At 40.4% G+C, this 21,327-nt stretch carries 24 protein-coding genes; 17 read left to right on the forward strand and 7 right to left on the reverse strand.

Annotated features, from left to right (window positions below; translation table 11 throughout):
* The first annotated feature begins 281 nt into the window (after positions 1–281).
* Complete coding sequence (locus H6G69_RS27030; RefSeq protein WP_190692207.1) at positions 282–1,895, forward strand: mechanosensitive ion channel family protein; 1,614 nt, start codon at positions 282–284, stop codon at positions 1,893–1,895.
* Between the two features lie 136 nt (positions 1,896–2,031).
* Complete coding sequence (locus H6G69_RS27035) at positions 2,032–2,295, forward strand: hypothetical protein (RefSeq protein ID WP_190692208.1); 264 nt, start codon at positions 2,032–2,034, stop codon at positions 2,293–2,295.
* A 91-nt stretch (positions 2,296–2,386) separates the two neighbouring features.
* Here H6G69_RS27035 and H6G69_RS27040 read toward each other — a convergent pair whose 3' ends face one another.
* A complete protein-coding gene (locus tag H6G69_RS27040; RefSeq protein WP_190692209.1) occupies positions 2,387–3,565 on the reverse strand; it encodes an AGE family epimerase/isomerase in 1,179 nt (392 codons plus the stop codon).
* A gap of 208 nt (positions 3,566–3,773) precedes the next feature.
* Here H6G69_RS27040 and leuC point away from each other — a divergent pair, with 208 nt between their 5' ends.
* Both leuC and leuD read left to right on the forward strand, forming a co-directional pair.
* The gene (gene leuC, locus H6G69_RS27045; protein ID WP_190692210.1) at positions 3,774–5,177 is read left to right on the forward strand and encodes a 3-isopropylmalate dehydratase large subunit; all 1,404 of its coding nucleotides are present in this window, start codon (positions 3,774–3,776) and stop codon (positions 5,175–5,177) included.
* Positions 5,178–5,275: 98 nt separating this feature from the next.
* Entirely contained in the window at positions 5,276–5,881 is a 606-nt protein-coding gene (gene leuD / locus H6G69_RS27050) for a 3-isopropylmalate dehydratase small subunit (protein WP_190692211.1), read from the forward strand.
* A gap of 120 nt (positions 5,882–6,001) precedes the next feature.
* On the opposite strand, the gene H6G69_RS27055 is transcribed toward leuD, so the two are convergent.
* Together H6G69_RS27055 and H6G69_RS27060 are read right to left on the reverse strand one after the other, a co-directional pair.
* On the reverse strand, positions 6,002–6,853 hold the full coding sequence (locus H6G69_RS27055; RefSeq protein WP_190692212.1) for a DUF4231 domain-containing protein: 852 nt from the start codon (positions 6,851–6,853) through the stop codon (positions 6,002–6,004).
* Between the two features lie 233 nt (positions 6,854–7,086).
* Entirely contained in the window at positions 7,087–7,674 is a 588-nt protein-coding gene (locus H6G69_RS27060) for a thioredoxin family protein (RefSeq protein WP_190692213.1), read from the reverse strand.
* 104 nt (positions 7,675–7,778) lie between these two features.
* On the opposite strand from H6G69_RS27060, the gene H6G69_RS27065 reads away from it, so the two are divergent.
* On the forward strand, positions 7,779–8,183 hold the full coding sequence (locus tag H6G69_RS27065; RefSeq protein ID WP_190692214.1) for an NIL domain-containing protein: 405 nt from the start codon (positions 7,779–7,781) through the stop codon (positions 8,181–8,183).
* 833 nt (positions 8,184–9,016) lie between these two features.
* Positions 9,017–9,988, forward strand: a complete 972-nt coding sequence (locus tag H6G69_RS27070; RefSeq protein ID WP_190692215.1) for a CHAD domain-containing protein — start codon at positions 9,017–9,019, stop codon at positions 9,986–9,988.
* A 24-nt stretch (positions 9,989–10,012) separates the two neighbouring features.
* On the opposite strand, the gene H6G69_RS27075 is transcribed toward H6G69_RS27070, so the two are convergent.
* The 3 genes from H6G69_RS27075 to H6G69_RS27085 all read right to left on the reverse strand — a co-directional run bounded on the left by H6G69_RS27075 (position 10,013) and on the right by H6G69_RS27085 (position 12,165).
* Complete coding sequence (locus tag H6G69_RS27075) at positions 10,013–10,654, reverse strand: hypothetical protein (RefSeq protein WP_190692216.1); 642 nt, start codon at positions 10,652–10,654, stop codon at positions 10,013–10,015.
* A gap of 178 nt (positions 10,655–10,832) precedes the next feature.
* Complete coding sequence (locus tag H6G69_RS27080) at positions 10,833–11,495, reverse strand: glutathione S-transferase family protein (protein ID WP_190692217.1); 663 nt, start codon at positions 11,493–11,495, stop codon at positions 10,833–10,835.
* 79 nt (positions 11,496–11,574) lie between these two features.
* Entirely contained in the window at positions 11,575–12,165 is a 591-nt protein-coding gene (locus tag H6G69_RS27085; protein WP_190692218.1) for a TetR/AcrR family transcriptional regulator, read from the reverse strand.
* 457 nt (positions 12,166–12,622) lie between these two features.
* On the opposite strand from H6G69_RS27085, the gene H6G69_RS27090 reads away from it, so the two are divergent.
* The 9 genes from H6G69_RS27090 to H6G69_RS27130 all read left to right on the forward strand — a co-directional run bounded on the left by H6G69_RS27090 (position 12,623) and on the right by H6G69_RS27130 (position 18,975).
* Entirely contained in the window at positions 12,623–12,856 is a 234-nt protein-coding gene (locus H6G69_RS27090; RefSeq protein WP_190692219.1) for a Nif11-like leader peptide family natural product precursor, read from the forward strand.
* A gap of 139 nt (positions 12,857–12,995) precedes the next feature.
* Positions 12,996–13,286, forward strand: a complete 291-nt coding sequence (locus H6G69_RS27095) for an aldo/keto reductase (RefSeq protein WP_190692220.1) — start codon at positions 12,996–12,998, stop codon at positions 13,284–13,286.
* A 329-nt stretch (positions 13,287–13,615) separates the two neighbouring features.
* A complete protein-coding gene (locus tag H6G69_RS27100; protein WP_190692221.1) occupies positions 13,616–14,200 on the forward strand; it encodes a TetR/AcrR family transcriptional regulator in 585 nt (194 codons plus the stop codon).
* Between the two features lie 33 nt (positions 14,201–14,233).
* Positions 14,234–15,520 (forward strand): ABC exporter membrane fusion protein, encoded by a 1,287-nt coding sequence (locus H6G69_RS27105; RefSeq protein WP_190692222.1) that lies wholly within the window; start codon positions 14,234–14,236, stop codon positions 15,518–15,520.
* Between the two features lie 42 nt (positions 15,521–15,562).
* A complete protein-coding gene (gene devC, locus H6G69_RS27110; RefSeq protein WP_190692223.1) occupies positions 15,563–16,723 on the forward strand; it encodes an ABC transporter permease DevC in 1,161 nt (386 codons plus the stop codon).
* 14 nt (positions 16,724–16,737) lie between these two features.
* Positions 16,738–17,490, forward strand: a complete 753-nt coding sequence (locus tag H6G69_RS27115; RefSeq protein ID WP_190692224.1) for a DevA family ABC transporter ATP-binding protein — start codon at positions 16,738–16,740, stop codon at positions 17,488–17,490.
* A gap of 122 nt (positions 17,491–17,612) precedes the next feature.
* Entirely contained in the window at positions 17,613–18,248 is a 636-nt protein-coding gene (locus H6G69_RS27120; RefSeq protein ID WP_190692225.1) for a MotA/TolQ/ExbB proton channel family protein, read from the forward strand.
* Between the two features lie 4 nt (positions 18,249–18,252).
* A complete protein-coding gene (locus H6G69_RS27125) occupies positions 18,253–18,657 on the forward strand; it encodes a biopolymer transporter ExbD (RefSeq protein WP_190692226.1) in 405 nt (134 codons plus the stop codon).
* A 111-nt stretch (positions 18,658–18,768) separates the two neighbouring features.
* Positions 18,769–18,975 (forward strand): glycogen debranching protein, encoded by a 207-nt coding sequence (locus H6G69_RS27130; protein ID WP_190692227.1) that lies wholly within the window; start codon positions 18,769–18,771, stop codon positions 18,973–18,975.
* A 313-nt stretch (positions 18,976–19,288) separates the two neighbouring features.
* Here the strand turns inward: H6G69_RS27130 and H6G69_RS27135 are convergent, their stop codons facing one another.
* On the reverse strand, positions 19,289–19,954 hold the full coding sequence (locus H6G69_RS27135; RefSeq protein WP_190692228.1) for a class I SAM-dependent methyltransferase: 666 nt from the start codon (positions 19,952–19,954) through the stop codon (positions 19,289–19,291).
* A gap of 62 nt (positions 19,955–20,016) precedes the next feature.
* On the opposite strand from H6G69_RS27135, the gene H6G69_RS27140 reads away from it, so the two are divergent.
* Together H6G69_RS27140 and H6G69_RS27145 are read left to right on the forward strand one after the other, a co-directional pair.
* A complete protein-coding gene (locus H6G69_RS27140) occupies positions 20,017–20,424 on the forward strand; it encodes a hypothetical protein (protein WP_190692262.1) in 408 nt (135 codons plus the stop codon).
* 97 nt (positions 20,425–20,521) lie between these two features.
* Entirely contained in the window at positions 20,522–21,295 is a 774-nt protein-coding gene (locus H6G69_RS27145) for a hypothetical protein (RefSeq protein WP_190692229.1), read from the forward strand.
* Positions 21,296–21,327 lie beyond the last annotated feature (32 nt).

The raw sequence follows: 21,327 nt of genomic DNA on the forward strand, positions 1-21,327 counted from the left end.
TGAAAAGAATATTTTAAATAATTTATCTCTCTATTTTTAAATATATAAATATTCAATCATTGATTAATCAAAAAATACCCGATGTCTTAGAGAAATCGGGTATCTGATTGCGCTTGATTTGCCCATAGCAGCAGAGTTGGCAACATTCATATTGATGCTAATGATAGATTCATTCTCTATTTTTTTAGTGTAGTTGTTAATTAAGTAGATTTACTAAAATCAATTTTGGAACATGACTAAAGCAATAGTCAAAAGTGAATTTTACTCAAGGAGGTGTTAGAGTGCATTTGCGATTTTTGGCGATTTTTTGCTCAATCACTGTCTCTACTGTGGCATTACCTGTGACAGCCCAGATTCCGCTTTTACCACTGTTGCAAACTCCTAACAGTCCCAGTAATGAATCAGATAATCGCATTGTTTCTGGCTGGGTTTATTTAGACGGTCGCCGTTTATTTCAGATAGGTGCAAATAGAAGCAATTTTCCAGAGCGTTTACAAAATATTCAACGCAATTTGAACCAAATTAGCCAGAATTATTTTCAATCATCTGCACAAAAAGTCAATGTAGAAGTCCGTTCAGTTAATGCAATACCAGTAATTCAGGTTAATGGCGAATACTTAATGAGTGTGACTGCTGACGATGCCAAACTCAGACAGGAAGAACAGTCAATATCAGCAGATCAACTTGCCGAATTACTGCAAGAAGAATTACCACGAGCAAAACAAGAACGCCAAACTCAATATCTAATCAGTCAAGGTAAAATCGCTGCGGGTATCGGCATTTTCATGATGCTTGCGAGTGGTGGCGTTTATTACTACCAACGTCGTTCTCGAAGAGATTTTGTACACTCTATTCCTTTAACCACTCCCACAGCTCAACCAATTGCTACTCAACTTACACAACAGCAACATCAACACATTAAAGAAGCCAAAAAAAGATTATTTCAGCTAACACAAGCTGGAATTTGGGGCGGTGGAAGTTACATTATTTTAGGTTTATTTCCTTACAGCCGACCGCTTCAGGTAGTATTTTTGACGGCTGCTCAAATTCCTGTGCGGTTAGCTGTGGTGGGGCTAGGCATTTATGTAGCTGCACGTTTGAGTTATGCGCTGATTGATCGTTTTGCTTCAACACTTATCAGTAGTGGGGCTTTATTAAGCTCAGATACTTCTGAACGCCTCAGATTACGAGTTTCGACATTTTCGGGTGTCACAAAAAGTATTATCACTATTATTTTGATGGTCGTTGGTATCTTACTAGGACTAATTTCTCTTGGTGTAGATATCGTGCCATTACTTGCAGGTGTAAGTTTAGTGGGGGTTGCTGTTTCTCTGGCTTCTCAAAACCTGATTAAAGATGCAATTAATGGTTTCTTGATTATCTTAGAAGACCAGTATGCTTTAGGTGATGTGATTAATGTCGGCAATGTTGGCGGTTTAGTAGAAAATCTCAACTTGCGAATGACACAGTTGCGAGATTCGGAGGGACGCTTGATTACTATTCCTAATAGTGAGATTAAAGTTGTAGCTAACCTTTCGAGTCGTTGGTCAAGGGCTGATTTAACAGTGCCAATTGCTTATGAGGCTGATGTTGACCATGCTTTAAAATTGATTGAAAAAGTAGCCTTAGAAATGGATCAAGATCCAAAATGGCAGCAACAAATTGTGGAAACTCCGCAAGTTTTAGGAATTGATAATTTTGGCGATCGCGGTTTAATCATCCGTGTCTGGATTAAAACCCAACCCCTCAAGCAATGGGATGTCGCCCGCGAATACCGCCGCCGCCTCAAAATTACCCTCGACCAAGCCGGAATTGCTATCCCCGTACCACAACAAGCAATTTGGGTAAACGATGCACAGTTGTTGAATGCACAGACGAATGGTAAGGGCGATTAGTCATTTGTGATTTGTATGTCTTGTGGTGCGGGCATACTTCGGCAAGCTCAGTACAAGTCTTGCCTGCCGCTTGGCACAATCAGTACAAATGTACTATAATATGTACAGCGTCCACAAATCCTAGTGCAGTGCAATTATGATCAAGCATTACATTCTCAATCTCAATCCAACTGCCAAGCACGAATGGGATCGCTGTATTTTACGTGACCCACTGACTGCAAAACGTCCAGATTTACCCCGCTTAATTGCTGAAGCGGTTGGTGCGGATACGGGGAGTTATTTAGTTAGTGTGAATATCGAAGTTCAGGTGTTAGAACAAGCTGCTGTCCCGCAAGCGGAACAATTGTCGCTTTCTTTTCCCGAAGTATCTGTGCAGTCGCCAATGAGGGAAGCGGCTTAGTTAGGGGAATTATCACCATTCAGAAAATTGAAAAGTAAAAGGTGCGATCGCACAAAACCCCGACTTTTGAGAAAAGTTGGGGTTCTTAAATTTATGACTGATTACTCAAAGCCTGAAACTGCTGCCAGCATAAATACAACGCGCGCGGTACGTGAAAACACCCCTTCCACTTGCCGCCTTTGAGATTTAACAGCACTTCTCCACGCCGATTTAGATAACCAAACCACTCACCATATTCGGCATCTGCAAAATGATTCCAGGCGTAATCGTGCATTTTTTGATACCACTCCCAACAAGCTGCACGTCCTGTCAGACGATACCCCATCGCCAATGCAACTAAAGATTCTAGATGTACCCACCACAATTTTTGATCCCATTCAAGTTGTTGTGGTGGATGCCCTGCTGCATCCATAAAGTAATACAAACCGCCATACTCTTGATCCCAAGCAAAGTTGAGAATATTCAACACCACATCAACAGCTTGGTGAATAGTTTGATGGTCGTTTTTGCGTCGGGCAATGTCCATAATAAACCACATAGCTTCGATGCCATGACCAGGATTAATCAACCGCCCTTCAAAACAATCCATGTGGGAACCATCAGGGGCAACATTTTCATACATTAACCCTCGTTCTTGGTCGAGGAAATCAGTCATTACTTCCTTAACAGTTTCAGCCAAAACACTCTCTAGGGTTTCGCTGGGTAACAGCCATGCCATTTCTAGTGTCAGGTTAGCTAAAATCATTGGCACAGCTAGAGATTTCATTGGGCGTGTGCCCGGATAAGTTTTAGTATATTTACCCTTGGGGTTATCTTTGCGACGCAAAACGTTATTGTAAGCTTGCAATGCCACATCCTTAGCCCACTCTTGGCCAGAGGCCAAAGCGTATTGACTAAATGCCATCGCGGCAAAACAATCAGAAAATATATTGTAAGGCTGTACTAAAGGCTGACCTTCACGAGTCAGAGAAAAATACCAATTTCCGTCGGCATCTCTGCCTTGTTGGGCCAGAAATTCCGCACCGTTACTAGCAATTTTGAGCCAGTTTTCGCGTTTTTCTAGCTGATTACACAACATCGAAAAAGTCCAGACTTGACGGTTTTGCAACCAAATAAATTTATCGGTGTCGTAAACTTGACCTTGACGGTTTAAGCAGGTGAAATAACCGCCGTGTTCCCAATCTATTGAATGTTGTTCCCAAAATGGAAGTACATCATGGAAAAGTGCGTTCTGATAAAGTTCCGCCAGTGCTGGAAAATCTTGCCCCATATATTTTTCCCCTTTTATGCCAACAGCAACAGCGTCAATTATCACCTTGACGGGAATGGACTACAAGTTTTTCAGAAAGTTGCGGCAATCTGATGAAATTAATCAACTACTAGGGAAAATCGCAAGTATCACAATAATTTCATACTTCAAACTTTCGTCGCTTTTTTGATAGGATGAAGGCTCTGACTCGTTACATAACGATAGACGTATGAGTAAAGGTACTTTATTTGATAAAGTTTGGGACTTACATACAGTTGGAACGCTTCCTTCTGGACTGACACAACTATTTATTGGGCTGCATCTGATTCATGAAGTCACCAGTCCCCAAGCCTTTGCTATGTTACGGGAACGAGGTTTAAAAGTTTTGTTTCCGCAACGCACTGTTGCTACGGTAGATCACATTGTGCCAACAGATAATCAGGCGCGTCCGTTTGCTGATACGGTGGCGGAAGCCATGATTCAAGCATTGGAACAAAACTGTCAAGAAAATAATTTAACTTTTTATAATATAGGTTCTGGCAATCAAGGTATTGTTCACGTCATTGCGCCAGAATTAGGCTTAACACAACCAGGAATGACTATAGCTTGTGGTGATAGTCACACCTCTAGTCATGGGGCCTTTGGTGCGATCGCATTTGGGATTGGTACTAGCCAAGTACGCGACGTTCTTGCCTCTCAAACCCTGGCTTTAGCTAAACTCAAAGTCCGTAAAATTGAAATCAACGGTACACTCAACCCCGGTGTCTACGCTAAAGATGTGATTCTGCATATCATCCGTACCCTCGGTGTTAAAGGTGGTGTAGGCTACGCCTACGAATTTGCCGGAACTACCTTTGAACAAATGAGTATGGAAGAACGGATGACCGTTTGCAATATGGCAATTGAAGGTGGTGCAAGATGCGGTTACGTCAACCCCGATCGCGTCACCTATGATTATCTCAATGGGAGAGATTTCGCCCCTAAAGGTGAAGATTGGAATCAAGCAGTCACTTGGTGGGAATCTATCAAGAGTGATGCTAATGCCGAATATGATGATGTAGTCGTCTTTGACGCAGCCGAAATTCCCCCCACAGTTACCTGGGGTATTACACCCGGTCAAGGTATTGGGATCAATCAATTCATCCCCAAACCCGAAGAATTACCCGAAGAAGACCGCTTCGTTGCCGAGGAAGCATATCGCTACATGGATTTGTTACCTGGACAACCCATCAAAGGTACAAAAATCGATGTCTGCTTTATCGGTAGCTGCACTAACGGCCGCATCAGCGACTTGCGAGAAGCAGCCAAAATTGCCCAAGGTCGCCACATTGCCGAAGGAGTCAAAGCCTTTGTCGTCCCTGGTTCCGAACGAGTCAAGCAAGAAGCCGAAGCCGAAGGATTAGACAAAATCTTTGAAGCAGCTGGCTTTGAATGGCGCGAACCAGGCTGTTCGATGTGTCTAGCGATGAACCCCGACAAACTCCAAGGTAGACAAATCAGTGCTTCCTCCTCAAACCGCAACTTCAAAGGCCGACAAGGTTCATCTTCCGGTCGCACCTTACTTATGAGTCCAGCAATGGTGGCAACTGCGGCCATTAAAGGCGAAGTAGCAGACGTGCGGGAATTGCTGTAGGAGGCAAAAGGCAGGAGGTAGAAAATCATACTCAGCGTACCTCCGCGCTTACCTCCGCGCTACTCTGCGTTTAAAAAAATTACGAATTAGAGAAACCTATGGTCAGCGAAATTAAACAAGTATCCGGTAGCGGTATACCCTTAGTTGGTAATGATATCGATACAGACCGCATCATTCCAGCGCGTTTTTTAAAAGCCATCACCTTTGACGGCTTAGGCGAAGGTGCTTTTATTGATGACCGCACAGCTTTAAAAGGTGAGCATCCCTTCGATCAACCCCAATACCAAGGGGCAAAGGTATTAATTGTCAACCGTAATTTTGGCTGCGGTTCATCGCGGGAACACGCACCTCAAGCTCTTTCAAAATGGGGTATTCAAGCTTTAATCGGCGAAAGCTTTGCGGAAATTTTCTTTGGTAACTGCGTCGCCATTGGTGTACCTTGTGTAACTGCTGAGACGGAGACGATTAAAAAACTCCAAGAATTAGTAGCAGCGAATCCCCAAGCAGCAATCACAGTTAATTTAGAAACCTTACAAGTACAAATCGGTGACTTCACCGCCTCTGTTTTCATTGGCGAAGGTTCCAGAAATATGTTTGTTTCTGGCAGTTGGGATGCTTGCGGCCAGTTAGTCGCTAACGCGGAAAAAATTCGAGAAACAGCTGCAAAGCTGCCTTATATCGGTTGGGGTAAGTTAGCCAGTTAGATTCACCTAATGGCTTGATGATGTTCCCCCTTTATTTAAAGGTGAAGGGGGAGAATGGTTTCAAGCTTCCGTGCGTTAGTACTAGGTATTACAAATTAATTAGCTTCACGTCGTTCAGAATTATTTAGTATCAGTTTTTTCTGATTCCTTTTTCTCTTGTTGTATTTCACTAGCTTGTTGTACTTGTTGAATGTGAATATTATTCACTTGCAAAATAAATTGTTCAATTGCTTGGCTGGCTTTTTGTTGCTGCTCGCTTGTATCAGACAAGTCATAGCAACGATAAGCTGGAGTCACACCCAAAATAAATTTTTCTTGTTCAGCCTCTAATAATTCTAAAGTTGTGTTAGCTGCTACCCATTTTTTTTGAAAAGGAAATGAGGTGACAATACTAGCAACTATTGAGGCAATAGCTGGACAAATTACTGGTAACCATTTCAGCCAAACTTGTCCTACTTCTAATTTATCCACCAAAACTAAAATTGGTGTAACTCCAGATAAAATAACAGTAGAAATTTGCAGAATATAGTAAAGATTTCTAGAGAGATTACGAGCTTTTTTATAATCATCAATTAAATCTTGGCAATACTGCAAAGCTTTCTCTCTGGCAGGAATCATCGGGTTGTTTTCTAAAAAACCGTTATTATTGCCTAGTAAATAACTATATATTTCAGCTTTTTTGGTAAGATATTGACGATTAGCAGCATTCTGCGAGTCCTGAAATAAATATCTGTTAAACAGAAACAGGAAAATCAGAATAGTTAAAGTAATGACTCCAGTAATTACCAGATTTTTGTTATTTGCATAAACAGTTAGTAATATCCCACAGCAGACAAAAGCAGCAGCCAATAAATATTCCAATAGTTTTAATATGAATAATGTTTTCCGCTCTGCTAGTAGGGATAAATCTAAATTAGGAGAAATCTCTCTGTGTGGTTGCTGTTCAAAGGTAGAAATGTCGGAAGTAATCATGATAGTGTACGCAATAAATTGTTGTGTAAAATAAAATACTTTACGTCTGGACTAGAAATTGCTCGTTTCGTCTGTAAAGCTTAATAAATAAATGCTTTTAGAAAAACAATTTCAAGGCTCTATTAGCAGAAAGTGCTTTAAAACACTTTCTGCGTAAAGATTTAGTATGTTATAACACAGCAATTCTGCATACGTGTAGACACATCGCTCAATATTAAGCTGCCCCTATCCTGTTAATTCACTACCTGACTCCCATGAGTCCGGGGGTCAACTTGAGTCGTTGGTGCAACAGAGTTAGAAACTTTAGAAGTTTTACCACTAGCTTGGGCATAGGGTAAGGATGAACCAGTTACTAACGCTTCTATATTACTAGCCATGATAGTACGAGGTACATCACCGATCGCTTGGGCTATATCTTTGCCATCTTTAGATAAAAATACAAAATGGGGAATGCCATCGACGCGATATTTCAGCATTTCTGGCAGCCATTTAGTATTATCTACATTCAGCATGACAAAATTAGCTTTGTCGGCATACTGCTGTTCTAGTTGGGCAATATCAGGAGCCATTTTTTGACAGACAGTACACCAGTCAGCATAAAACTCTACTATTGACGGTTTGCCGTTACTTAAAGCAACGTCTAGGGGTAGAGAATTTTTGCCTAATTCAGCAACAGAGATAGAATTTGTTTCCGTGCGTAACCCTAAGAAGAGGGCAACGCTCAAGGCGATCGCTACAATTACAATTAAGAAGTTTCTCACTCGCGCCCCAAATGTCGATTCTGGCTTGGCGGAAGAATTAACAGGTGCTTCTTGTGACATAGCAAATTTATTAAAACTTATTAAGTATTGCCAATATTTAGTTTATCGTTTTCCTTCTTTGACACATCTATCTGCAAACACTTAGAAAAATATCTGCTAAATCTGTGAAAAAACGAGTTACTCTCACCTTTCCCAAACGCGCTATCCAAATGCCCGTAACTTACGTACTGGCGAAAGATTTTAATGTGGCTGCAAATATTATCCGCGCCCAAGTTGCCCCCAATCAAATCGGGAAATTGGTTGTGGAACTCTCAGGAGACATAGATCAGTTAGACGCAGCAATTGAGTGGATGCGATCGCGTCATATTAATGTTTCTTCTAGCTTAGGCGAAATTGTGATTGATGAAGATATCTGTGTGGACTGTGGTTTGTGTACTGGGGTATGTCCGACAGAAGCACTCAGTCTCAACCCGGAAACATTCAAGCTGACATTCACGCGATCGCGTTGTATTGTCTGCGAACAGTGTATTCCTACTTGTCCGGTACAAGCAATTTCCACCAATCTTTAGAGGATGTTTGAAAAGTATTGGGCGAATAGAATTCGCTACTAAACAAGCAAAGTCCACCTGCGTGGACTGATGAAAAAACTGGGATTTGAAACCCGCGCAGGCGGTGAGGGGGTCGCACGCAGTCTTGGCGGTTCCCTTCGTTAGCCAGCCTGCGAGCGTCTTGCGTAAAGCCTGACGGTATGGCTTCGCTTAGAGCGACGTACTCCTTCGGAGAAGCAAGCTACGCGTAGCGTCTCCCTTTGGAGAAGGAGCGTCAGGGGTTTTGTCTGTGTAGCTGCGACTTCAGTCGCCCAGTGCAAGATATGAATAAAACTCAATACAGTTCAGATCAGTATTTTTTCTTTTGCTATTTCCATTTCCCTATTTACTTGCCTCAATCGAGAAGCTTTCTTAACTGAACCACATGACTTTAAAAGTATCTAGGACTTACGCAAGAACTCTCTCAAGCTCTTATCACTTCGTGTCCTTTGCGTCCTTTGTGGTTCGTTTCTTCATAATTTTGCGTAAGTCCTGGTATCTCTAAAATTGAGAGAAACTTGCCTACATAAATATTTGTTGGAAATATTTATTTACAAAAATAAAAATCATAACATTATTGTGTTCAATTTAATACCTAGACAAAAGATATATCTAAAAATTTTTCTCAATTACCCCAAAGAAAGAGCCATTTATGGTTAATTTTATATATCTTTTTAAAAGTACTAAGTTGAAAGATTAATACTAATACATAGGAACATATTTAGGAGGTTTAAAAAAATATCAAAAGATAGATGAAAATTTTTAACTAGTGCTATTATGCAAGAACATTACTAAGTATGTAATTGTTATCAATCATGAAATTAGATACAAAAATCACAATAAAAACCCTAGGAGAATACGCCTACCAAGCTATTCAAAAGCACTTTCATAAAAGCCTCAAGTGGGAAAAAACTGTTAAGAAAGATGAAGACCCCGAAGCACTTCATCAAATGCGTGTCGGAATGCGTCGTCTGCGTACAGCCGTAAGTAGGTTTGGTTTAGCTCTAGATTTACCAAAATCAGCTAGTGATAAAAATATTGGGAAAATCGCTCGTCGTCTTGGGAGTCTGCGCGACTTAGATGTATTAAAAGAAAGTTTAGAAACAGATTATCAACCAAAATTACCAGATAAAGAACAGAAAAATCTCCAAAAAGCTTTTCATGTGTTAGCCAAACAACGAGAAGATGCCTTTTCTCATGTCCAGAAAACTCTCAAAGATGAACTGTATAAATCGTTTAAACAAACATTAGAAGATTGGTTAGAAGAACCTAGCTATTACTCTTTAGCATCTATTCCGATTCAGCAAGTACTACCTGATTTATTATTACCGGAAGTTAGTATTTTTTTCTTACATCCGGGTTGGCTAGTTGGGACTCAAAGTAGTAAATCTGAATTGAAAATTTCTACAGACTGGCAATCTCAAGATGTAGAAAAACATTTAACTAATGAAGGTGAAAGCATTCATGATTTACGCAAACAAGCTAAACGTGTACGTTATCAAATGGACTTATTTACAGACTTATATGGAGAATCTTACGCAAGTTATATTGCAGATGTAAAAAATATCCAAGACATCTTAGGCAGTATCCAAGATAGTGTAGTGATGGGACAGTGGTTAATGGATGTTTTCAAATCAGAACTTGACACTCATTTGCCAACTCTTAGCAATTTATTAGCAGATAATCGTTATCAATTATGGCAACAGTGGCAACCTTTACAAGAACGTTATTTACAGGTTGAACATAGGCAGAATTTTCATTTAGCAATACTGAAGTGCGAAGTCTAAAATTAATCTACCAAGTGACGAATACTATCGAGAAGACAAACTAATTGGAGCTTCTAGAGATAATACATAAACACTGCTTTGGGGAATTTGGACAACACGAGTATTTTCAGCCGAGCGCAATCCTGTCAGCAATCCTACAGCACTTCCTAGCATCGCTCCTCGGTCAAATTGATCTGGATCTCCTTGACTTAAAAAGCCAAAAGTACTGCCGCCGATTCTACCCCAAACAGAGCCATTTTCCACAGCTTTTTCATTAGCTCGCTTGTGGGTAATAGTAGTACCAGGAATAACTTGGCTAGATGCTTGAATTGTCACAATTCGACCGTTAATAACTAAAGACTGGGCGATAATTTTTGCACCACCTTCTTTTGGTTTTAACACTATACTTACTGGGGTATTTTCTGGGGCGATAACATTACCTTGAGCATCTTTAATCGCACTAGCTAAAGGAACAGTCAACGGATAATCTTTCTTTTGTCCAACATCAACGGTAACAGGCGCGGGAAAAGAAACGATAATTGCGGTGTCTTGAGGTATAGCAATTTCTGAACTGACTGCTTGTGGTTGAGATGGTTGTGGGGGCGTTGGTTGAGCATGAGCAGGTAATGTAACTGCACCTAACAAGGAGATAGAGCAAGCCAAGCTGAATAATGTTTGGGTTTTCATAACCGTTTACCTTTGAATTTGAGTGTTTACTAGGGGTTTAAGTCCCTTCACTTAATCAATAGGTTTGGGGTTGTTGGTTTATGCAGTTTGGCTTGGGGGATGTGAGGTAAGTTTGTCAGAGTTGATGCACAGACAAGAAACTAACCACAGAGGCGCAGAGGACGCAGAGAGTTATAGTTTATTTTCGGCTCAACTCACGCAGACGCAGTTTGACTAAAATTTTGACTCGCCGCTTAAACTGTTCAAAGTCTTCTGGGCTAATCTTTGTCTTTTCCCAGACTGGACGTTGCATAAGGCGTTCAGACCATTCATATATTTTGGGATAATCGCTCAAATTGACACCTAAGTTAGGCAAGTAAAGTACAGCAGTACCCGCAACAATGTCTGCTAAGGTTAACTCGTCACTACCAAAATATTGAGAAGTACTCAAGATTTCTGTGAAAAATTGCAGCACTGTATCTATATGTTCTCTAGCTTTTAAAAATTGTGGTGAGTCTGCACTTTCACTAATCAATGTGACTATTTTGGGAAATAACTCATTAGCTGTGATGTGTTGTACCATCCTGACTTTAGCTAAGGCTTGCGGCTCACTAGGTAGCATGGCTGGTTGGGGATACTTCGCTTCTAAATAGTCCAAAATTGCCAGCGATTCTACTATTCGCAATCCATCATTTACTACAACTGGAATGTGATGAAATGGGTTAATTTTTAAGAAATTTTCTTGCAATTGATCGCCATCTAAGTTCATCAATATTGGCTCAAAATCAATTCCTTTTTCTAATAGAGTTAACCAGACACGCCGAGCATTAGGCGAGATGGGATTATAGTAAAACTGCAACATCGCTAATTCCTCCTAAATAAAAAACCAATCGGTCTGTAAATTTGCAAAAAAAAATTAGTTGAGATTTTGCATTTAAAAATTAATTTTTATAACTGTATATGTACTGTTTGAGATGATTTGTAACTCTTTGCATATAAATTGCATCACCATATAACTTACTCATCATGATGGCTCCTTCTAAGGTGGCAATAATAATAGTGGCGATTTCATCAGCATCAACTCCAGAACGAATTTCTCCTTTTGTAATTCCCTTTTGAATAATTTGGGAAATCAGGTTACGCCAGGCGTTCATGGCTTTTTGAGCGCGATCGCGTAGTGCAGGATGAGCATCATCACTCTCAACCGCAGTATTCAATAACGGACAGCCACCTTGAATAGGTGGATTATCGACAAAGCCAGCAAATACTTCAATCATTGCTTCTAGGCGTTCAATTGCATGATGTTTACTGCGAATTGCGGCTGTAGTGTGTTGAGTCACACGCGCGATCGCAAAATCAAACGCTTGCAAAGCTAAGTCATCTTTACTAGGAAAATGGTTGTAAATACCGCCTTTGTGCAATCCCGTTACACGCATAATGTCGGATATCGAAGCACCTGCATATCCCTGTTGATTAAACAGTTCCGCCGCTTGTTGGATAATTCGCGTTTTTGTTTCTTCGCCTTTAGACATAGCTTTACGAGATGGCAGACCGAACGGTTTGTTTTAAATTAGCATCATTTTCAGCCGAGGTCAAACAATAATGATTTTTAGCTATAACTATCTTATTTATTACCAAAAGTATTAGTAAAGATACGGAATTATGACTTGCGATCGCGCAGCCAATTATTGCCAAAAATATAACGACAAAATCATAGTTAATTCTACTTTGAAAGCAGAAATATAATCCATAACTTATCTTTCTATCACAGGATAATTGAACCTAATAAATTTTATTTATATATCTAAGAAAATAAGCCAAAAGTAACAGTAGCTCACCTAAAAATGACAAATTATTACTCCTTACGGTACAAGACTAATTAATTACAAAAGTGGAATTAATAAAGTAGGGTAAATTTCGTCAATTATGGATGTTGCTAAACGTCTTGTTACTGACCAATTTAAAATTTAATATAGGAGATAAATAGCCATGACCAAGCAAAACGCCGCAGAGTTGTTTAAAGCTGTCAAACAAGACCAAGCATTACAGCAAAAACTAAAAGCTACAGCAGATCCCGCAGCATTTCTCAAGATTGCTAAAGAACGCGGCTATGATTTTACCCCCGAAGAACTAGACGCAGAAATAGATAGATTATCGCCAGAAGATTTAGCAGCCATTATTAATCCTGGTTGGGGGCCAAGACGACACATTAATCCAAGATAGTTTTTTAAAAAATCACTGACTGGGGCTAGGGGTTAGAGACTAGAAGAATGTACCTCATGCAGATGAAAAGTGCTGTAATAGTTTTGGTAAATGTTCACCTACTTATTTATTAATAGGTAGGTGAACATTTATCTAGATTATGTGTCAAGGTGAGAATTTTTATCAGAATTTAAAATTAGTCGAGCAAGTAAAAGCCATCGCTACCGAAAAAGGTGTAACCCCCAGTCAGCTAGCTCTAGCATGGCTTTTAGCCCAAGGTGACGATATTGTTCCTATCCCTGGAACAAAACGCCGCGTTTATTTAGAAGAAAATATCGCCGCCGCCCAAATTGTGCTGACACCAGAAGATTTGAGTCGTATCACCGCAACTGCACCCAAAGGTTTCACCGCCGGGGAACGTTATTCAGATATGAGTACGGTGAACCGTTAAGGGAGTAGGGGATAGGGAACAGAGTGAGAAATCTGGGTGACGCAAAGTTCTGATTCCCCTACTCCCCACTCCCTTTTGCAATTAAACTTGACAGGAAGAACTGTAAAGCCTACATTAAGAAGTGTATACAAGTATAAAATTGCAAATTACAACTAATAACCTTCTCAACACTGAGAAACTGTTTAGGTCAACAGCAAAGTAATAGCTAAACAACGCTGAATCTAGGCATTTTGCTGATTTTGATGGTGTATTTATTTGTCTCTTGACTGCTTGCCTATTTTGAGCGTAAGTTATAAATAACGAACGTTCGATATAAATAAATTCCGACTATGCCCAAAATCGTTGACCATGACCAATATCGCAAGGAGTTACTCAGCAAATGTTTTGATTTATTTGCTCAAAAAGGCTACGGCTCTGTGACTATGCGGCAAATTGCCCAAGAAATGAGGGTTTCTACCGGAACTTTGTATCACTACTTTCCGAGCAAAGAAGCTTTATTTGAGCAATTAGTCGAAGAGATTTCGCAACAGGATGTGAGTGCAGCATTGGCAGAGTTAGAAGGAGCCGAAACACTGCAAGAAGCAATGTTAGCACTAGGAAAATATCTAGTAAAAAATGAGGATTACTTTATTAAATGGACGTTTGTTTGGGTTGATTTCTGTCAACATCAAGATGCGGATATTAAAAATAACAATGTTTTTAAACGTGCTAATAAGCGGTATCAGCAAGCAGCTTGCGAGTTTTTGGGAATTCAGGATGAAGTTTTAGCTTCTTTTGTATTGAGCTTTGTGAATGGTTTGATTTTAGAAAAATTGTGGGGTGATGAATCGATTGATTTTGTTGAGCAATGCGTCTTATTAGGCAAAATGTTAACGGCTTACTTACAGAATAATTCAAATAATTCTGTTAACTAATCTTTTCGGGGCGGAGATTTTTTAGGGGGGAATATGGGACACAATCTGCTATTTAAACCTGACAATAAAAAATTATTTGGATTAGTAATTGCTGCAACTGCAATTACAGGTGGGATTGTGGTTTATGGCGTTTCTCAGTTTGGACAAATTGGTCGAACCGCCTCACCAGAAGCGATAACAGTTCAATCAAAACCAAAGGTCACAGCTTTAGGCAGATTAGAACCAGAAGCAGAAGTGATTAGTTTATCTGCGCCGTTGGTGTTGGATGGCGATCGCGTTATGGAAATGCGCGTCCAAGAAGGTGATATTGTCAAAGCTGGGCAGATAGTAGCTATTTTAGATGCACACGATCGCTTAGAAACTGCCGTTCTGCAAGCCCAAAAACAAGTGCGAGTCGCTCAAGCAAAACTCGATCAAGTCAAAGCTGGGGCGAAAGTTGGAGAGATTCAAGCACAACAAGCCAATATTGAACGCCTCCAAGCTCAATCTCAAGGTGATGCAATTGGGCAACAAGAAGCGATCGCCCGTATAGCCGCCCAGTGGGAAGGTGATAGAATTGCGCAATCGGCAACAATTAAAAAACTAGAAGCCGAATTAAATAACGCCCAAGCCGAATACGAACGCTATCAAAAACTCTATGCTGAAGGCGCAATTTCTAACTCGCTGTTTGACACTAAGCGATTAAGTGTAGAAACTGCTAAACAACAATTAGACGAAGCAAAAGCAGTTTTAGCCAGAATTAACTCTACAGCCAGTAGACAACTAGCCGAAGCGAAAGTTTCCTTAACGCGAATCAACACTACTGGTACTAAACAAGTCAGTGAAGCTAAAGCCACACTAACTAGTATTGCTGAAGTGCGGCCTGTAGATGTGCAAGCTGCAAGAATGGAAGTTGAAAATGCGATCGCTGCACTTAAACGCGCCCAAACCGACCTACAAGCAGCTTATATCAAAGCCCCAATCACCGGACAAATACTCAAAATTCATACCAGAGTGGGCGAAAAAATTAGCAATCAAGGTATTGCAGATATGGCGCAAACCGAACAGATGATTGCAGTTGCAGAAGTTTATCAAAGTGACATTGGCAAAATTAAACTAGGACAATCAGCCATGATTACTAGTCAAGCCTTTAATGGGGAACTGCGCGGAGAAGTTTACTACATTGGTTTGCAAGTAAACAGACAAAACGTATTTAGCAACGAACCAGGTGAGAACTTAGATAGCCGAGTTGTTGAAGTCAAAATTCGCCTCAATCCTGAAGACAGCAAAAAAGTTACAGGATTCACTAATTTGCAAGTGCAAACAGCAATTGAAATTTAGGAGTAGGGGAAAAGATTTTTAACCATTGACTATTAATCAAATATGAAACTATTACGTAAAACTCCGTTAGCATGGCGGCAGTTATTAAAAGAAAGAACGCGTCTATTAATAGCAGTCGCAGGTATTACCTTTGCCGATATGCTGATATTTATTCAGATGGGATTTGAGGGAGCATTATTTGATGCGGCTGTGAAACCTCATCGCAGTTTGGATGCGGATTTAGTATTAATTAATCCGCAATTTCAAACCTTATTTTCTGTGAAAAACTTCTCCAGAGAAAGACTGTATCAAGCTTTGGGTTATGATGGCGTAAAGTCTGTGAATGCAGTTTATATCGGCACAGGACAGTGGCGTAACCCCGAAACACGTCTAGAACGCGCCATCTTAGTTTGGGGTATCGACCCGGCGAAATCGGCATTTAACTTTCCCGAAATTCAACAAAATTTAGACTCTATTAAACAGTTAAATCAAGTTTTGTTTGACCAAGCAGGTCGTCCAGAATATGGGGCTGTAGGAGAGATTTTTCAAAAAACTGGCCAATTCAATACAGAATTAAATAATAAAGCAATTAGCGTTAAGGGCATTTTTAGTAACGGTGCTTCCTTTGCGGCTGATGGTAATGTTATCGCCAGTGATTCTACATTTTTACAAATTTTTCCCGAACGCAAAGCAGACCGCATTGAAGTGGGGTTAATTACTCTCAAACCAGATGCAAATCTTGAACAAGTGCGATCGCAACTTGTAGCCGGACTACCCAATGATATCAAAGTTCTGACGATAGAAGAATTTGCTCAAATTGAAAAAAGTTACTGGGCTAGTGGTACAGGTATCGGCTTTATTTTTGGTTTAGGTGTGGGAGTTGGTTTTATTGTTGGTATAGTCATTGTCTATCAAATTTTGTATTCCGATGTTTCCGAACATTTACCAGAATACGCAACTTTAAAAGCAATGGGTTACACAGATAGCTACTTATTGGTAGTCTTACTGCAAGAAGCATTACTATTAGCTATTTTAGGTTTTATCCCGGCATTTTTCTTTTCTTTTGGATTGTATCAACTCACCTATGCCGCTACGATGCTGCCTATATTTATGAAGGTAGAGCGAGCAGTGAATGTGTTGATTATGACCATCATTATGTGTAGCGTCTCAGGGGCGATCGCTATGCGAAAATTGCGCTCTGCTGACCCTGCGGATATTTTTTAGAACCATAAAATACTATGTTGCCAGAATCTCTGTCAGTAAACAACTCTGCTTCATTTGCTAATCTTGAACCTGTAATTACTATCAATAACTTGAACCATTATTTTGGTGTAGGTACGCTGAAAAAACAAGTTTTATTTGATATTAATTTAGCCATATATCCAGGAGAAATAGTCATTATGACCGGGCCTTCAGGTTCCGGTAAAACTACTTTATTGACCTTATTAGGGGGATTACGCTCTGCCCAAGCAGGAAGCTTAAAAATTTTAGGCGAAGAAATTTGTGGAGCGAGTAAACAAAAATTGACAGTGCTGCGTCGTCAGATTGGCTACATTTTTCAGGCGCATAACTTGATGACATTTTTAACAGCTAAAGAAAACGTGCGGATGTCATTAGAATTACACGATGAATATCTCAATCAAGATATCGATGCAAAAGCGATCGCTATGTTAGAGACAGTCGGCTTGGGAGAGCGTGTAAACTATTATCCAGAGAAACTATCTGGCGGACAAAAACAACGAGTTGCGATCGCTCGCGCCTTAGCCAGTCATCCTAAAATAGTCTTAGCCGACGAACCCACAGCCGCACTCGACAAAAAATCTGGGCGTGATGTAGTGGAATTAATGCAGAAACTCGCCAAAGAACAAGGCTGTACAATTTTACTAGTTACCCACGACAACCGAATTTTAGATATCGCCGATCGCATCATTTATATGGAAGATGGAATACTTAAAAGTGACGGCGTAGATATAGCCACAACCATGCACTGAGTTATCTTGCTTCAGTTTCCGGCTCATACATTTGGGCAAGCAGAGGCAGCGCAGAAAAAAACTAATGACAATTGACCATTAACCATTGACAATTGACTATTGACCATTGACTCTCAACAAAGATGCAGATTAGTAATTTATTCGCAGCTGGTGGCGTAGTCATGTGGCCCCTGTTGGGGTTTTCTTTGTTAGCAGTGGCGTTGATTATTGAACGAATTTTGTTTTGGGTGAAAATTCATAATCGGCAAAATCGCGTGGTGAAAGAAGTGCTAAAGCTTTATCGCCTAGACAATGTGGTTGGTGCTTTAGATATGTTGCAGCAAAATCCAGATTTACCCATCGCCCGCATCTTTTTAGCCGCTTTAGAATTAGAACAACCAACCCCAGAAGAATTTCGCTTGGCGTTAGAAAGTGAAGCTCAAGCCGAAATACCTTTACTCAAACGCTTTCAAAACATCTTCGAGACAATCATTGGTCTTGCACCACTGTTAGGTCTTTTGGGTACAGTTTTAGGGTTAATTGCTTCCTTTGCTTCCTTGAATATTGGCGATGTGGGCGGGACGCAAACAGCAGGTGTGACAGCAGGGATTAGTGAAGCCTTAGTTTCCACCGCATCGGGATTAGTTGTAGCTATTTTTACACTGTTGTTTGCCAATACCTTTCGCGGACTTTATCAGCGACAAATCGCGTGGATTCAAGAATATGGAGGACAGTTAGAATTACTTTACCGCCATCGCTATGAAAGAGGGGATAAATAAAACTATGCGCCTGCCAGATGAGCCAGATATCCCAGCCCAGATTAACATTGTGCCGATGATTGACGTGATATTTGCCATTTTGACCTTTTTTATCATGTCAACACTGTATTTAACGCGTTCAGAAGGGCTACCAGTGAATTTACCAAAAGCGGCGATGGCAAAACAGCAAGCATCCAGCGCGCCAATTACCGTCACCATCGACCAAACAGGCACAGTTAGCTTAAACCGCAAATCTGTAGACCTCAATTCTTTAGCTGAAGAAGTACGTATATTAAAAGGACAGAAGGCTGAAGCGTTAGTCATTATTAATGCTGATGAGCGAGTCCATCATGGTCAAGTTGTAGCAGTAATGGATCGCTTGCGTCAGGTGCAAGGTGCTAAATTAGCGATCGCTACTCAAAAACCGTAACTGGGTAATTGAACAACAAAAGAATTGAGGAATGAAGAATTCTTTAGGGCTGCAATTAAGTCTTTTTGAGCTTTGGTAGTATTCTAAAATGACTGTTCGAGGGAATAATCCATGACTATTTGGGTAAATGAGCAAATTGATCCATCTGGGATGATTTATGCCTGCATTGCCTGTTGTAACGAGTCTCAGGCCAAAGATTGTCATGAATCCTTTGATAAAAATTTGACTGAGAAACAAAAATCAGACGGTTGGACAGCAACATTGCGGACTGTGAAATCTTGGGATGAAGTACCAGTTAATGCCTTAAAACTTGATTAATCTAGTGAGCGATCGCACTATATTCCAATACAGAAAAGTAGGTTGGGTGTAGCGATAGCGTAACCCAACAAAGTACTAGAAAAGTAGGTTGGGTGTAGCGATAGCGTAACCCAACAAAGTATGCTCGGATGTTGGGTTTCGTTCCTCAAACGCCAGTTGCTTCATGTCGGGGAACCCGCCCAACGCACTGGCTCCCCAACCTACGCCAGAATTGGTTTTTAGTCTTAACCCAAGCGTATTGTCTTCTAAATAACTATTCTAAGTTCTAAAAACTAGAAACTTGTATTTTGACTCAGCACTCAGCACTTTGCTCTTAACCTCGCTTCAGTGCTAAAGTTAGCCCATCACCTATAGGAATAAGTGAGAGGTTGACGCGTTCATCATCGCGTAACTTTTGATTAATACCACGAATAGCCTGAGTGCTTTCATCTTGGATTTGCGGGTTTGCTACATCTCCAGACCATAAAACATTATCAATTGCAATCAATCCACCCGGACGAATCAATTGCAGACATCTTTCGTAATAACCATCATAATTTTCTTTATCGGCATCGATAAAAGCAAAATCAAAGGTTCCGGCTTGTCCTGTTGCTAACAGATGGTCTAAAGTTTCTATGGCTGGTGCTATCCGCAGGTCAATTTTATCGGCAACGCCAGCTAAGTGCCAATATTTCCCGGCGATCGCGGTATATTCTTCACTGACATCGCAAGCCACCACCTTACCATCAGCAGGCAGTGTTAAAGCAACAGAGAGCGAACTATAACCAGTAAACACACCAACTTCTAGAGTTTTCTTTGCACCCAAAAGCTGGATCAATAAACGCATGAATTGTCCCTGTTCTGGGGAAATCTGCATATTGCCTCTTGGATGGTTGGCAGTTTCATAGCGTAACTTTTGGAGCACCTCTGGTTCGCGTAACGAAACAGATAATAAATAGTTGTACAGTTGGCTATCAAGTCCAATAGTCTGTTTTGACATGGTAGATGACAGAATTTAAAGCATATACAGCTATACTATCGCTGGAGAGTGAAATATCAAATATGGTGCGGCTGGTTATCATAACGATTTTGCTAGTGCTGTTAACAGCTTGTGGTAGTATTGGGCTACTGCCAACTAAAGAGTTAGTGCAAAAAGCGATCGCAGTTGCCCTAGAACAAACTCAACAAGAACTAAGTCAAAAAGTTGATTTAGACTTTCAAGGCTGGGAAGTCAAAAAGCTAAAAATTATTGAAGAAAAGCCGTTAACAATTCAAAATTTACCAGCCTTCCGCGTTAAGGGCAAATACGATTTAACAATCAAATTACCGCAGCGACAGTTGACGCAACCGGAACAACCTTTTGAATTTTACTTGCAAATTCAGCAAGAAGGCAAAACTTGGCGACTACTATTACCAGATAAGAATAGCAAACAGGAGCAACCACTTTGGCGTAGTTATCTTATCCCGTAATTAATATGTGTAAGTAATCAAACCAGCACATCTATTCAGTGTAAATGCCCAGTCAAAGTAATGATGAATGTTATCTTTCTACTAGAGAATGGGCAAAATGTATATTAACTTTTTTATCAGTTCTATTGTCGGAATTGTCACCATCGTATTCGTATCTTTTGGACTGCTGCAATGGTTACATATTCCGGCGGGTAGCTTTCTTGATTGGGTGATTGGTGGTGCAAGTTTTTGGTGGTTGTTGGTAATTGTCACCGTACCTTGGAACGTGCATTTTCAAGCTAAAGAAGTATTAGCCGAAGCCGCGCAATCTGCGGAAAAAGGCATTACCGTAGATGGAAAACAAGTAAGATACGTGCAAATTTTAGCCAAGCGATCGCTTTGGGTGGCACTAGCTTTACACTTATTCTCAGCTATTGGACTTTATACTCTGGCGGCAACTGGGATTAGCACTGTGGGTTATGTTAGTTCTGGTGCAGCTTTGCTATTAACAATTCTGCGTCCGGCTATTCGTGCTTATGAATATTGGTACGCCAGACTAACTATGATTAGCCAAGAGTTGAAATATCCCCGCGAAGATATTTTTGAACTACGAAATCGCTTTTATGAATTAGAACAAAAAGTCCAATCTTTAGAACATCAACTTAATCCAGAAGAGGCTTATTCACTACCAGCAAGCCAACAACGTTTTGCTGAAGAAACCCGCAAAGAATTAGCCAGAATTCTCGCTAATTTAGAAGAACTCCGGGCGACAAATCAAACAGAACATGAGCGTTTAAGCCGAGAAGCCAGAAATGCGATCGCGCAACTTTCCACTGATGGACAATTTCTCGATCATGTGCGTGAAATTATCCGATTTTTTAAGACCGCTTAAATTCAGCAGACCCTATATAAATATAAAACAGC

Origin of the sequence: Nostoc sp. FACHB-110 (genome assembly GCF_014697425.1) — a bacterium.
In the GTDB taxonomy this organism is placed as follows: domain Bacteria; phylum Cyanobacteriota; class Cyanobacteriia; order Cyanobacteriales; family Nostocaceae; genus Nostoc_B.

Excerpts from the sequence above, each read along its gene's own strand:
- H6G69_RS27140 (WP_190692262.1), top strand. The coding sequence starts at position 20,017 with ATGGTGCGGCTGGTTATCATAACGATTTTGCTAGTGCTGTTAACAGCT.
- H6G69_RS27080 (WP_190692217.1), bottom strand. The coding sequence starts at position 11,495 with ATGTTGCAGTTTTACTATAATCCCATCTCGCCTAATGCTCGGCGTGTC.
- devC (WP_190692223.1), top strand. The coding sequence starts at position 15,563 with ATGAAACTATTACGTAAAACTCCGTTAGCATGGCGGCAGTTATTAAAA.
- H6G69_RS27145 (WP_190692229.1), top strand. The coding sequence starts at position 20,522 with ATGTATATTAACTTTTTTATCAGTTCTATTGTCGGAATTGTCACCATC.
- H6G69_RS27070 (WP_190692215.1), top strand. The coding sequence starts at position 9,017 with ATGAAATTAGATACAAAAATCACAATAAAAACCCTAGGAGAATACGCC.
- H6G69_RS27090 (WP_190692219.1), top strand. The coding sequence starts at position 12,623 with ATGACCAAGCAAAACGCCGCAGAGTTGTTTAAAGCTGTCAAACAAGAC.
- H6G69_RS27055 (WP_190692212.1), bottom strand. The coding sequence starts at position 6,853 with ATGATTACTTCCGACATTTCTACCTTTGAACAGCAACCACACAGAGAG.
- H6G69_RS27105 (WP_190692222.1), top strand. The coding sequence starts at position 14,234 with ATGGGACACAATCTGCTATTTAAACCTGACAATAAAAAATTATTTGGA.
- H6G69_RS27100 (WP_190692221.1), top strand. The coding sequence starts at position 13,616 with ATGCCCAAAATCGTTGACCATGACCAATATCGCAAGGAGTTACTCAGC.
- leuC (WP_190692210.1), top strand. The coding sequence starts at position 3,774 with ATGAGTAAAGGTACTTTATTTGATAAAGTTTGGGACTTACATACAGTT.
- H6G69_RS27125 (WP_190692226.1), top strand. The coding sequence starts at position 18,253 with ATGCGCCTGCCAGATGAGCCAGATATCCCAGCCCAGATTAACATTGTG.
- H6G69_RS27130 (WP_190692227.1), top strand. The coding sequence starts at position 18,769 with ATGACTATTTGGGTAAATGAGCAAATTGATCCATCTGGGATGATTTAT.
- H6G69_RS27120 (WP_190692225.1), top strand. The coding sequence starts at position 17,613 with ATGCAGATTAGTAATTTATTCGCAGCTGGTGGCGTAGTCATGTGGCCC.
- H6G69_RS27075 (WP_190692216.1), bottom strand. The coding sequence starts at position 10,654 with ATGAAAACCCAAACATTATTCAGCTTGGCTTGCTCTATCTCCTTGTTA.
- H6G69_RS27060 (WP_190692213.1), bottom strand. The coding sequence starts at position 7,674 with ATGTCACAAGAAGCACCTGTTAATTCTTCCGCCAAGCCAGAATCGACA.
- H6G69_RS27095 (WP_190692220.1), top strand. The coding sequence starts at position 12,996 with ATGTGTCAAGGTGAGAATTTTTATCAGAATTTAAAATTAGTCGAGCAA.
- H6G69_RS27035 (WP_190692208.1), top strand. The coding sequence starts at position 2,032 with ATGATCAAGCATTACATTCTCAATCTCAATCCAACTGCCAAGCACGAA.
- H6G69_RS27115 (WP_190692224.1), top strand. The coding sequence starts at position 16,738 with ATGTTGCCAGAATCTCTGTCAGTAAACAACTCTGCTTCATTTGCTAAT.
- H6G69_RS27135 (WP_190692228.1), bottom strand. The coding sequence starts at position 19,954 with ATGTCAAAACAGACTATTGGACTTGATAGCCAACTGTACAACTATTTA.
- H6G69_RS27085 (WP_190692218.1), bottom strand. The coding sequence starts at position 12,165 with ATGTCTAAAGGCGAAGAAACAAAAACGCGAATTATCCAACAAGCGGCG.
- H6G69_RS27040 (WP_190692209.1), bottom strand. The coding sequence starts at position 3,565 with ATGGGGCAAGATTTTCCAGCACTGGCGGAACTTTATCAGAACGCACTT.
- leuD (WP_190692211.1), top strand. The coding sequence starts at position 5,276 with ATGGTCAGCGAAATTAAACAAGTATCCGGTAGCGGTATACCCTTAGTT.